The organism is Candidatus Melainabacteria bacterium RIFOXYA2_FULL_32_9, from assembly GCA_001784615.1.
Classification (GTDB): Bacteria; Cyanobacteriota; Vampirovibrionia; order Gastranaerophilales; family UBA9579; genus UBA9579.
Genome location: MFRQ01000034.1, coordinates 1 through 12413, shown reverse-complemented (window position 1 = coordinate 12413; position 12413 = coordinate 1). Strand labels below are relative to the sequence as shown.

The following is a 12413-nucleotide window of genomic DNA, read 5'->3' as shown; positions in this document are numbered from 1 at the left end:
CTCTTGATGACCGTCAATCATTATTTACACATTACCAGTAATTCACAATGACCTTGAAGATTGGTTATTCAATAATCTTGCCTTGAAATAGGTCAAGAACCATTTTTGCCTGATCAGAAAGATTTATGGGGGCAACTTCTTCAATTTTATTAATCTGTTCTGCTAATTCTTCGTCAATTGGTTCCATAGGTCCTTCTGATAGTATGATTTTAGAAGTTTTAGTCTTTGGAATCTCTTCAAATTCTTGTGTGATTTGCTCAAAATTTTCTCTTTTAACTGCTTTATCTTGTAGAGATTTCTCGTCTAATTCAGTTTTTTTTTCTGCACTAGCAATAATTTTCTCATCACCAGGTAAAACTGTCCTTGAAATAATTTTTGGTATAGTGCCAAAAAGCTTTTGTGCAGCTTTTTCTAGAGGTGGCTGTTTAGTTTTATCCTGTGATTGCTTTGCAAAAGTTTCATTTGTAAAAGTTAGCACAATTTTATCTGAATTAATTTCTACAGGCTTAGCGAGATTCGTAAAAAACATTCTTGATGGAATACTTTCTATATTATCAAGTAATGCTTTCCAGTCCTGAACCAGATTTCCTGCCTGACTGGTGATATTAGATACAGAATCAGCTGCTGCTTTTATAGTATCTTTCTCATCATTATTATCAACTTTAATCGCATTAGCAATCGGACTCAATGATTGCTCTTCTGCTTTAATGCTATCAACTTGAATAATCTCTTCTTGCTTATTTTCTACAGGCAATTCCTGTTTTTGTGGGGTTTCTCTAAGCGGTATAGTTACAACAGTTTCTACAGTAACTGGTTTACTCTGAATAATAGGCTCAGGCTTTCTTAGATTTTCAAAAGCAGATTCAGTCTTAACAGATTTTGCTTCTACAAAATTTCCACCGGCAATAGCTTCTTCAAGCCTAATAATCCTGGCTTCCATATCTTTAATTACTTGAATATCCTGTCTATTAGCAATACTTATTAAAGCAACTTCAAGCCATAAATGTTGCTGCGATGTTACTCTTAAAGTTTTTTCGTAATTAGAGAACTTTTCAATAATTTGGGTTATCTCTATAACCTCAAACTTTTCTGACTGTTTCTTTATTTCACTATAAAATTGCTCAGATACATCTATTAAAGATGCTATTTCATCTAATTTATTAGTAGTTTTTACTAATAATAAATTTCTAAAATAGTTCATTAATTCTCTAATTACCTGAACAGGCTCACTGCCAAGCTGTATAATATCGTCTAAAATCTCTATCAGTTTATTTGTATTCCTGTCAGCTATAGCATCAGCAAGGCCAAACAATGTATCTTCCTGCAAACATCCAAGCAGAGTTAATATATCTTTTTCTGTAACTTCTTTTTGCACAGAAGCAAGTATACTTACCTGATCCAGTAAACTAATAGCATCTCTTAATCCACCGGCAGAACGCCTTGCAATTAATGATAATGCTTTATCATTAATATTTAGCTTTTCAAGTTCGATTATATCTTTAAGTTTGTTGACAATTAAATCCTGTTTAATTCTTCTAAAATCAAATCTTTGACATCTACTAATAATAGTATTTAAAACTTTATGAGCTTCAGTAGTTGCAAGTATAAATACCAGGTTTGGCGGTGGTTCTTCAAGTGTTTTTAAAAGTGTATTGAATGCTTCTGTAGTCAACATGTGAACTTCGTCTATGATATAGATTTTATATTTGCCTGCTACAGGTACAAACTGAACTTTTTCTAGAAGATTTCTTGCATCTTCAACTTTTCTATTACTAGCAGCGTCAATTTCAATGACATCAATAGCATTACTGCCAACAATATCTAAGCAACTTGGACACTCACCACAGGGTTCTAGAGTAGGTCCTTTCTGACAGTTTAAGGACTTTGCAAATATTCTTGCTGTAGAAGTCTTTCCGGTTCCTCTTGGACCTGTAAGAAGATACGCATGTGCAACTTTATTTAGCTCAATAGCATTGGATAAAGTATTAACTATAGACTCCTGTCCAACTATATCTTTAAATTTTTGCGGTCTATATTTTCTATATAAAGGAATATACGAACTAGACAACCTTCAAAAACCTCTTTTGTTGAATATTGATAATGATTACCTTACTTGCATTATAAAATTTAATATGAATTCATTTCCACTAATATAAGATATAATAAAATAACTCTATCACAATTAAAAAAGATTTATATATAAGTTTAGTTATGAGTCTAAATAATTTAATAAAACCTCAAAAATTGAATCCTGGAGATACAATTGGAATTATATCTCCAGCTGGTGCTGTAAAAGAAACTAAACTCTGGCAACCAACGATAGAATATTTTGAGAAAAGAGGTTATGCAGTAAAAATTGCACCTCATGCATTAAATCAAGAGGCATATCTTGCAGGAAGTGATGAAAGCAGACTTTTCGACTTAATCAGCTTTTTTGAAGATCCTGAAATAAAAGCCATTATATGCTCTCGAGGAGGCTATGGTACATTCAGGCTTTTGCAAGATATTAATTATGAAATAATAAGAAATAATCCAAAAATATTTGTCGGATATAGTGATATTACAGCATTATTATGGTCATTTTTGGAAAAAACCGGCCTAATCACTTTCCATGGACCATTAGCACTTTCTGATTTTGGAACCAGCAAGATAAATAATTATACAGAAACAAGCTTTTTTGAAGTTTTAGAGGGAAAAGCTGAAATTCCCCATATTTATTCCAATCCTATTAACTATGAATGTATAAATCCAGGAGATGCAGATGGGGAGCTTCTTGCAGGAAACCTGGCTATCATTACAGGGTTATTAGGAACACCTTATTTTCCGGATATGACCGAAAAAATCCTATTGCTGGAAGATATAGGAGAACCTCTTTATAAAATTGACAGAATGCTCATGCAGTTAAAGCTGGCAGGAGTATTTGATAAAATTTCAGGACTACTATTTGGTGAATTCACAAATATAGTTCAATCAGATAGTACTGAAGCAAATAAATTGAGTCCTATTGATGTTATTAAAACCATAACCAACGATATAGATATTCCTATAGGCTATGGTTTCTCTGCAAGCCACGGTGAATATAAGGCAACTTTACCTCTTGGTGTTAAATATTATTTTAATTCTCAAAAATTTAATTTAGTAATTAATGAAAAGTATATATCATAGCTAAAACAGAACCCTTGAAGAGTTCTGTTTTCTTTAAATTATTTAATTTTTATTCATTGTTTTTATTATTAATCATCGTCTGTCATATACTCTATATATTCTTCGATTGCAGCAAGATTAATCTTCCAATTTTTATTTGATTTATATTTTGAATTAGTAGCTCTCATTTCAGAAGAAGATAACTTTTGTCTATTTTTTTCTGCTGCTTTCATTATTTTCACTCCATGTTAAATAACTATACAAAAGTTTGAAAAAAAGTACTTGAAAAAATTCCATTTTTTAGGCATTCTAGATACTGTAATAAGTTTCTCTCTTTAACCTCCTTTATTTCAACCTACTCACCAATTTAAAACATAGTTATAGCTTTGTTTAGTTTATCATAAAGGTTAGTTATTTGCAAGAGAAATTTAACTATTATCAGACAATAATTTGACATTAAATGTTTAATATAACTCTAAAAGACTGGCTTAAGAAAAAGCCAGTCTTTTAATTAAGGTGCTTGCCTAGAGTAATAGATTGCAAATATTTGCAATTTTTCGGTATTTATAAAATTTAAAAATCACCTAAACTGTCATTACGAGGAGCGAAGCGACGCGGTAATCTTTCCGATGTTCGACAGATAGATTGCCACGGTGCCAGAGGCACAAACACATCATCAATAATTCTTGTATATCAAAGAAAGATTGATGATAATGTGACTGTGGCATAGCCACCTCGCAATGACATACTTTATTATTAGTACATTCTAACATTTTCTAGGCAAGCATCTTAATTCATTTATCTTTATATCGATAGTAGAGAAACAGCTCAGTCAAAACAAAACTTGTATTTATTAGATAAAATATTATAACTAAATCAAGATTAAAGAAAATTTTATGCAAAATTCCAAAAATATATCCTGACAATAAAAGAAAAAGGAAAGCTTTACTGTGCCCTTTTACGTTCTTTGTTTTATAAGTTTTAATTACAGCAAAAGGCCAACTAGCACCAAAACAAATAAGCATTCCAGCTTCAAATAAACTCATTTTCTTCCTTAACTAAAATCTTACCTAAATGTGTACTCTATTACTAATTTAATTATATTCTTTATTAATAAATAATCTCAAATAATTAAGAGTATACTGACTTGCCCTGTATTTTATTTCTGTTCTGGGCAAATTACTTGGAATTCTTATTTCATGGACTTCCAGCTTATGCCTGTTACATATACCTATATAAACAAGGCCAACCGGCTTGTTCTCAGATCCGCCTGTAGGCCCAGCAATTCCTGTAATCCCTACTCCTATATCACAATCTGATAATGATCTTACACCTTCAGCCATTGATATAGCTGTTTTATCACTAACTGCACCATAATTTTCAATGATTTTATCACTGATTCCTAATGTTTTTATCTTAGATTCATTAGAATATGTAACAAAATTAAGCTTTATATAACGAGAACTACCCGAAATATCAGTTAATCTTGAACTAACAAGCCCACCTGTACATGATTCTGCAACTGCTACAGTTAAATCTTTCTCTAAAAGTAATTCTCCAACAATTTGCTCTAATGTTTCGTCACCATAACCATAAAAATACTCTTTTGTCCTCGATAAAACCTCTTTCTCAGCTTCATCTATAAGAGCATTTGCCTCTTCATAATTTTTTGCCTTTGCAACTATCCTTAACCTTGTCTCGCCCTTACCTACAAGAGGAGCAATGGTAGGATTTGATTTTTCCATTAAATCTTTGACTTTATTCGCTAATGCAGCTTCCGGCACTCCAAAATATTTTAAATTCCTAATAACCAATACTTCTTGTGAATACTGTTTTAAATAATTATCAGCAGTCTGCTCCCACATTGCATATAATTCTTCAGGAACACCAGGAAATATAAGAATTATTTTTTTAGATTTATTTACACCGTATTCAGGGATTTCCCAAATAATACCAGGAGCTGTACCAACGGGATTTGATATTACTTTAGCTTCTTCAGGTCTATATGCTTGCTTAATATTTGATTCGGTCATTTCTCTATCTAAAGCTATAAAAAACTTCTCTATGCTCTTAAGAGACTCCTGATCAAGCACTAACTTTTCATTAAAAAAATCAGCAACTGCTTGCATTGTAATATCATCATCTGTTGGACCAAGCCCACCTGTGATTATTATAATATCTGATCTTTCTAATGCTATTCCAAGAGTATTTTTAATTCTATCAGCATTGTCTCCGACCGTGGTTTGGTAATAGCAATCTATACCAAGGTTTGTTAGTCTCTCAGAAACATAAGAGGCATTTGTATTAACAATTTCGCCTAATAGTAACTCAGTTCCAACAGACAAAATTTCGGCTATCAAAACAATTCCTTTATATATATCTCAACTAATTTACAGGAATATCAACCGGATCAAGCAAAGTAACCTCGAAAAGATCACCCGGATCAATTTTTACAATATCACCTTTTTTAATCATAGCCATTACCGACTTTGTGAAAAATACTGTACTACCTACTGCAAATCCACCTGCTGCGGCTACAGGAGTAATTAGCACAACAGGTATTGCGCCCACAACTGCGACACCGGCTTTAGCCCAGGGATTAGGTGATTTACTGGAATCATTAATTTTATCATAAAGTGATAGTCCTGTATTAAGCCCAAACATAGATGCTTTAGCTGCTATGCCTACACCCTGATCAAGATTTTCATTAACTGCTTTTAAATATCCGCCGCCAGCAGAAACAGACCCATCTTCTGTAACTTTATACTCTTTAATACTAGAAATTCTTGCTACTACTGGGATTTGTCTACCAACAGGAGTTGTCACATGATCAAAAACCATGAACATTTCTGCGCCTCTACTTAAGCGTGTATTATTGACTATTCTTCCAATTCTTCCTCTAATACTTGTTCCAGAAGGAAGCACAATATTGTTACTTACTCTTATATCTTCAGTAATAGTCGAAATAAATGGAGTTCCCCTTTTTGAGTTAAAAGTATTAATAGGTGTTTCCATTCTTACCCTTAAATGAGTTCCAGCGGGTATTCTCTGAGATTGAATATCTGCCTGAATTGCATTTGATGGCATGTAACCAGAATAACTATTATTTAATTGAACATTTTTAGGTGATTGTACATAGTTATAATTCTGAGCAAAAGCAAAATTGTAACTAAGCATTAGTGCAGACATAGCTAATGCAGAAATTTTGTTAATCTTTCTCATATTATTTATTCCTCCCACAGACTTATAATATCTACTATTCTAAGCATATTTTCATTTTTTAGCAAAACATTAAGAAATGTTAACACGCTTATCTTGAATTTAGCATTTTTTTGAATGATATATTTTTTATATATATAAGAGAAATAAAACTTCAGTAAACAGTGCGATTATGTTATTGCGTGAGTGTAAAAATCGAATATAGGGGGTACTAAACATGGGGTTAGTCGCCAGTCAAGCACGTCTATTAATGCTAACAGCCTACAAAAGTGACTTAGAATTCAAAATGGAACAAATAAGTCAAAAAAGGTTATTATTAGCAGCTACAGCTATTAACGTAATGTATAACCAGGATGCACAAGCTGTACTACAAAATTTAGATAAACAATTAGAACTACAAATGAAGATTTACGAGACTCAACATAAAGCAGTCAGTACAGAGTTCGACTCAGTTTCAAAAATTATTGATAAGAATATCGAGAAATCCTTTAAATACGTGGCATAAGTTTAATATTATTAACTATGCTCCCAATAATTCGATATAATTAATAAATAACCGGTGTACAACTCACAGTACACCGGTTTTTTGAGATAACTTTTACTATATATTTGCTAATTCATCATATCAAGAATTGTATCCATCATTTCTTTCTTAGTATTAATAACATTAGCATTAGCAGAAACTGTAAGCTCGCTTATTGCAGATTGTAATGCAAGATTAATAACATCTCCTTCTCCAGAATTAAATTTTTCAAGCTCATTTAACAATTTTGCCTGAGCACTTATAATTGCTTTATCCTCAACATCAAAATTGTTTAATGGTCTATTAACATCAAAATTAGACCTGACTCGCTGAGAGACATAGTCTATTTTAGTTATATTGCCAATTTCTGGTATCATAAATGCTCTTTCGAATTGTAACCAACTTCCTATATTCCCCCTAGATAAGATTAGTAAACTCTAAAAGGAAGTTATATAACAAAATTTAATCTTTATAAAAAATAAATTTATTACAATATAATTTTCTTTTAATATTAAGTTATGAAAGAAAGCTATTTTACAAAAGAAAATATAGAAAAAAGAGCAGAACTGTTCCTTAACCAGCTAAGAAATGACAAAAAACAGAAGGATATCCAGTTTATTCCTGAATATTCTGCTCTTATTGTTATAGATATGCAACGATATTTTATTGATTCAAACTCCCATGCCTATATTCCAAGCTCTATTGCAATTATTGATAAAATTCAAGACTTAATAAAAGCGTATAATCACGCACATTTGCCTGTTATTTTTACACGTCACCTTAATACTGACAAAAATGCAGGCCTTATGTCTGAATGGTGGAAAGAAATAGTAACCGAAGACAATGAATTAAGCGTAATTATTCCCGAACTGGAATGTTCAAATGCTATAACTATTAATAAATCTCAATACGATGCTTTTCATGACACACATCTGGAGAAAATTTTAAAGGAGTTGAATATTAAACAAGTCGTAATAACAGGAGTAATGACTCACCTTTGTTGTGATACCACAGCAAGATCAGCATTTGTAAGAGGATTTAAGCCTTTTTTTCCAATAGATGCAACTGCAACTTATAATGAAGAGTTTCATAAAGCAACATTTACAAATTTATCTCATGGGTTTACTATCCCTGTTATTACTAGAGAACTTTTGGAGATAATAATTGAAAATAAATGATGTAGTAATTATAGGAGCTGGATCAGCAGGAATAGCGGCTGCTATTCAATTAAAACGTTATAACATTAATCCAATTATTCTTGAAAAAGACAATATTGGTGGACTCCTAAAAAATGCCAATTTAGTAGAAAATTATTTAGGTTTTCCTAATGGTATTTCAGGTGTTGAGCTTATAAAACTCTTTAAAAAGCAGTTGGAAAACAATAATATACAAGTCCAGTTCGAGAAAGTACTCGATATTAATTATGAAAAAGAATATTTTATTATTAAAACTAATAAAAGAGAAATATTCTCAAAAATTCTTATCGTTGCCAGTGGTACACTTCCAAAAGAATTAGTGATTCCTGATATATCTGAAGAGTTAAGTAATAAAATTCTCTATGATGTTCACAAAATTACTAAAGAAAAAAATAAAAAAATTGTAATTGTCGGTTCAGGTGACGGAGCATTTGATTATGCGCTTAATCTCTCTAGAGATAACGAAATATTAATTTTAAACAGAGAAAATAAAATAAAATGCCTCCCTTTATTGTGGGATAGGTGTGTTAATACAGAAAATATTTCGTATCTAGAAAATACAATTATAAAAAACATTGAAAAATCTGGTAATGGTCTGGAATTAACCTTATATAACTCAAATATGCAAAGTAATAAGAAAATATATACAGACTTTTTACTTGTATCTATAGGTAGAAAACCAAACCTTGATTTCCTAAATGAGAAATTTAATGAGAAAATTAAAGAATTAAAAAATAAAGATTTACTTTTTATGATAGGTGATGTTAAAAATAATATTTATAGACAAACAGCTATTTGCACAGGAGATGGAATAAAGTCCGCTATGCAGATTTACCAAAAGTTAGTTGAGGCACAATAAATGAAGATCCTTGCTAAATCAGGAAGAAAAGATATAGCTACAGTATATATAGCAGAAATAGAAAACGGAAAAAGAATTGAATTTGTAGAATCAATCCAACCACCAATTCCAAGAGACAAAAAGTGGGTTTTAATTGTATCCAGTTTATATGGATGTCCGGTAAATTGCCGTTTTTGTGATGCAGGTGGAGGTTATCAAGGTAAACTTTCTAAAGAAGATTTGCTGATACAAATAGACTATCTGGTAAAACAGTACTTTCCTGATAACAATATCAATATTGATAAATTTAAAATCCAGTTTGCCAGAATGGGAGAACCGGCTTTTAACCAGAATGTACTTGAAGTCCTTAAGGAACTTCCTGCAATTTATAATGCACCTGGACTTATTCCATCAATTTCCACAATTGCACCTGTGGGAACTGAAAAATTCTTTGATGAATTATTAGAAATAAAAGAAAAATATTATGGCAGAAAATTTCAAATGCAATTTTCAATACACACAACTGATGTGAACTTTAGAGACTGGCTTATACCTGTAAAAAAATGGGATTTCGGTAAAATTGCTGAATACGGCAATAAATTTTACAAAGCAGGTGATAGAAAAATCACTCTTAACTTCGCATTAGCCAACAATATGCCTGTTAATCCTCAAATGTTACTGAATTACTTTGACCCTGATAAGTTTTTAATCAAAATAACACCAATAAATCCAACGTTTAAAGCAATTAAAAATAATATAAATTCATACATATTGCCTGAAAAATCAGAGTATGAATTACTTAATGAACTAAAAGCAGCAGGGTATGATGTAATACTTAGTATAGGTGAATTAGAAGAAAACAAAATCGGCAGCAACTGTGGACAATATTTAACAACTTATCAAAATAACAAAGAATCTATCCAGGATAGCTATACATATCAGCTGGAAAAAGTTTAGGGCATACATTGTTACATAATTAAACTATTATTAAAGTTTTTTGAGGTGTATAATACTTGCTTATAAAAGTTGATTGTGATAACAATTAATTATACGATGGCATTAAGGAGAGTGTATAAACATGGTAAAAATTAGGTTAAAACGTTTAGGCTATAAGAAAAATCCGATATATAGAATAATTGTTATCGATAGCCGTGAAAAAAGAGAAGGTAGAGCTATAGCAGAACTCGGCCATTACAATCCTAAACGTAAGGAATTAAAGCTTGATAAAGCTGCAGCTACTGAATGGGTAAAAAAAGGTGCTCAACCAACTGATACCGTTAAATATTTAATAGATAATTCTGATGAAGACGGTAATTTAGTTAGAAAAGTAGAAACAGAACAAAAATTAAGCAAAAAAGCAAAAGCTAAACAAGAAGCTTTAGCTGCACAAGCTACTGCATAAAAAAACATCTATAGCTTAATTTAGTTAGACTTATAATTATAAACAGGCCCTTATCTAAAGGCCTGTTTATAATTTATTAATTCAAGTTGATCTCAGTAAGCAAGAAATTATAAAAATTATCCCGAATTTATTTCGGGATTTATCCTGTATGCAAATAAAAGCTATAAGCGTTAACTGTATAGATGCCGGAACACGTCCGGCATGACATCAGTAAGTATTTTTTCTTTCCTCCTTACGAGCCAGAAATGTAAATGCCAGATAATAATCCGCCTTTGCGAAGTAATCTCAAAGCAAAAGTTTATGCAGCTATCTACTTGAGTAATTTATAGCTAAATTTAACCTTATTCAAGGCTAATTGCATCTTTCTCTGTCTCCATAATCAAAGCCAAATTGCTTCTTGCCTCTTTATGCCTTGGATTAATTGACAGGACTTTACAGTATTCTTCTTTTGCTTCTACATATTGTCCCATTGCTTCATAAGCAATAGCTAAACAATAATGGGCTTCCTCTATATTTTGGTTGATATCTACAGCAATCTGCAACTCTCTAATAGCTTTGACATATACTCCTAACTTAACATAGGCAAGCCCAATTAAATATCTTACTTCAAAACCTGAACAGCCATGCTGAACAGCTTGAATATAATAGTCTAAAGCTGTCTCATTAGCTTCAATTTCTTCATATAATTTACCGAATTGCAAATAAATACTTCCATCTATTGGAGAAAGTTCTAATGCCTCCTTATAATTAGAAATTGCTGCATCATAATTCTTAACAGCCTGGTTAGTTCTACCTAAATTCAAATATGTTTTTGAATTTTTTTCATTATGCTGTAAAGCTAATAAAAACTTGTCCAGTGCATCTTTATATTGTCTGTTTTCTAATAATTTAACTCCCCAAGAACAAATTAAATCACTAAGATTTAATTTATACCTTATAGAATCAGTCTCTGAGATTGATTCTATAATTAGGTTTCTATATACATTTACAGCTTCTTGATACATTCCTTTATTTTCATATGCTTGTACAAGCGTAATTTTAGGATAATCAAGCCCTGGCTCTTTTAGTAATAATGACGCACATTCCTGAATAGCATCATCATAATTACCATTTATTATTAAGATCTGCGCTAACCTATTTCTCTTATATGCATCATCCTGATTAAATTCAACAATGTTTTTATATAAAATTATTGCCTCTTTAAGCTTTTTCTGAATTACATATACTTCTGCCAGCTCTGTCATTATTTCAAGATTAATTCTATCTTTCTTTAAGATATTTAAATACAAATCTACAAGCTCATCATATCTTTCTGTCTTGTTTAATAAAGCTACTAATCTTTTCTGCGCATCTTCATTGCTTTCATCAAGTGCTAAAATTTTCTTATACTCAGCTATTGCATTGAAATGATTCTTTTTTATCACATATAACTCAGCTAAATTTTGTCTAATTTCAACATTATCCTCTTGTAAATCAATAATCTTTTGATATTCATATATAGCAGCATCTAAATCACCTAAATTCTGGTAAATTAATGCAATTCTGTATATTACTTCAAGATTTTCAGGCGTGTTTTCAAGAACTTGTTTATATTCAGCCAAAGCAGTTTTATAATCTTTCGCCAATAAATAGCAATAAGCAAGAGCCTCTCTAACCTCAACATAATCTGGATTTTCTTTTAGTATATATTTAAACTGCTCTTGCGCCTTTATTAGCTTTTGTTTCTCAAAATAAAGCTTTCCTAGCAAAAATCTTGCATCTATATCTTTAGGACATGCTTGAATATACTCATTATAAAGCTTAATTGCACCTTCTATATTACCAGAATGATATAAACAAGCACCGTTAAGCTGTAATTGCTTAGAATTACCAGCTTTTTTTATTTTTTTCCTTTTGTTCCTAATTAAATATGGAAATAAGAATGATCTATAAAAAGATAGAACTAACATTCCAATAATAATTAACATAACGATAAAAATCAGAACTGACATAAATAATTATCTTTCCAAGAAATACACCAGCTAATTTATAATATATTTATTTGGTAGAGGTATAAAAATAAGTGATATAGGACATATTCAGAAATCAAAT

At 31.0% G+C, this 12413-nt stretch carries 12 protein-coding genes; 6 read left to right on the top strand and 6 right to left on the bottom strand.

Translation table 11 applies throughout. The annotated features are described in order from the left end of the window. Positions 1-64: 64 nt before the first annotated feature. Entirely contained in the window at positions 65-2068 is a 2004-nt protein-coding gene (locus A2255_08920; GenBank protein OGI22623.1) for a DNA polymerase III, subunit gamma and tau, read from the bottom strand. Between the two features lie 143 nt (positions 2069-2211). Here A2255_08920 and A2255_08915 point away from each other — a divergent pair, with 143 nt between their 5' ends. Further along, a complete protein-coding gene (locus tag A2255_08915; protein ID OGI22622.1) occupies positions 2212-3165 on the top strand; it encodes a hypothetical protein in 954 nt (317 codons plus the stop codon). Positions 3166-3938: 773 nt separating this feature from the next. Here the strand turns inward: A2255_08915 and A2255_08910 are convergent. The 3 genes from A2255_08910 to A2255_08900 are packed head-to-tail and all read right to left on the bottom strand — an operon-like array spanning position 3939 to position 6366. Further along, the gene (locus A2255_08910) at positions 3939-4190 is read right to left on the bottom strand and encodes a hypothetical protein (protein OGI22621.1); all 252 of its coding nucleotides are present in this window, start codon (positions 4188-4190) and stop codon (positions 3939-3941) included. Positions 4191-4238: 48 nt separating this feature from the next. Then, positions 4239-5504 carry a competence/damage-inducible protein A gene (locus tag A2255_08905; protein ID OGI22620.1) on the bottom strand — a complete coding sequence of 422 codons (1266 nt, stop codon included), beginning with the start codon at positions 5502-5504 and terminating at the stop codon, positions 4239-4241. Between the two features lie 25 nt (positions 5505-5529). Further along, entirely contained in the window at positions 5530-6366 is an 837-nt protein-coding gene (locus tag A2255_08900) for a hypothetical protein (GenBank protein OGI22619.1), read from the bottom strand. Positions 6367-6580: 214 nt separating this feature from the next. On the opposite strand from A2255_08900, the gene A2255_08895 reads away from it, so the two are divergent. Continuing rightward, positions 6581-6868, top strand: coding sequence for a hypothetical protein (locus A2255_08895; protein OGI22618.1), 288 nt, complete (start codon positions 6581-6583; stop codon positions 6866-6868). Positions 6869-6975: 107 nt separating this feature from the next. On the opposite strand, the gene A2255_08890 is transcribed toward A2255_08895, so the two are convergent. Beyond that, positions 6976-7263, bottom strand: coding sequence for a hypothetical protein (locus A2255_08890; GenBank protein ID OGI22617.1), 288 nt, complete (start codon positions 7261-7263; stop codon positions 6976-6978). 231 nt (positions 7264-7494) lie between these two features. On the opposite strand from A2255_08890, the gene A2255_08885 reads away from it, so the two are divergent. From A2255_08885 to A2255_08870, 4 genes are all read left to right on the top strand, one after another. Next, complete coding sequence (locus tag A2255_08885) at positions 7495-8064, top strand: hypothetical protein (protein OGI22629.1); 570 nt, start codon at positions 7495-7497, stop codon at positions 8062-8064. Next, positions 8051-8941 carry a hypothetical protein gene (locus A2255_08880; protein OGI22616.1) on the top strand — a complete coding sequence of 297 codons (891 nt, stop codon included), beginning with the start codon at positions 8051-8053 and terminating at the stop codon, positions 8939-8941. The genes A2255_08885 and A2255_08880 overlap by 14 nt, the downstream gene beginning before the upstream one ends. Beyond that, a complete protein-coding gene (locus A2255_08875; GenBank protein ID OGI22615.1) occupies positions 8942-9877 on the top strand; it encodes a radical SAM protein in 936 nt (311 codons plus the stop codon). A 121-nt stretch (positions 9878-9998) separates the two neighbouring features. Continuing rightward, entirely contained in the window at positions 9999-10322 is a 324-nt protein-coding gene (locus A2255_08870) for a 30S ribosomal protein S16 (protein ID OGI22614.1), read from the top strand. 341 nt (positions 10323-10663) lie between these two features. On the opposite strand, the gene A2255_08865 is transcribed toward A2255_08870, so the two are convergent. Beyond that, complete coding sequence (locus tag A2255_08865; GenBank protein ID OGI22613.1) at positions 10664-12313, bottom strand: hypothetical protein; 1650 nt, start codon at positions 12311-12313, stop codon at positions 10664-10666. Positions 12314-12413: the final 100 nt, after the last annotated feature.

What these genes read in the sequence shown, in the direction of transcription:
- A2255_08915 (OGI22622.1), top strand. Translation starts at nt 2,212, where the DNA reads ATGAGTCTAAATAATTTAATAAAACCTCAAAAATTGAATCCTGGAGAT.
- A2255_08865 (OGI22613.1), bottom strand. Translation starts at nt 12,313, where the DNA reads ATGTCAGTTCTGATTTTTATCGTTATGTTAATTATTATTGGAATGTTA.
- A2255_08875 (OGI22615.1), top strand. Translation starts at nt 8,942, where the DNA reads ATGAAGATCCTTGCTAAATCAGGAAGAAAAGATATAGCTACAGTATAT.
- A2255_08900 (OGI22619.1), bottom strand. Translation starts at nt 6,366, where the DNA reads ATGAGAAAGATTAACAAAATTTCTGCATTAGCTATGTCTGCACTAATG.
- A2255_08870 (OGI22614.1), top strand. Translation starts at nt 9,999, where the DNA reads ATGGTAAAAATTAGGTTAAAACGTTTAGGCTATAAGAAAAATCCGATA.
- A2255_08895 (OGI22618.1), top strand. Translation starts at nt 6,581, where the DNA reads ATGGGGTTAGTCGCCAGTCAAGCACGTCTATTAATGCTAACAGCCTAC.
- A2255_08890 (OGI22617.1), bottom strand. Translation starts at nt 7,263, where the DNA reads ATGATACCAGAAATTGGCAATATAACTAAAATAGACTATGTCTCTCAG.
- A2255_08910 (OGI22621.1), bottom strand. Translation starts at nt 4,190, where the DNA reads ATGAGTTTATTTGAAGCTGGAATGCTTATTTGTTTTGGTGCTAGTTGG.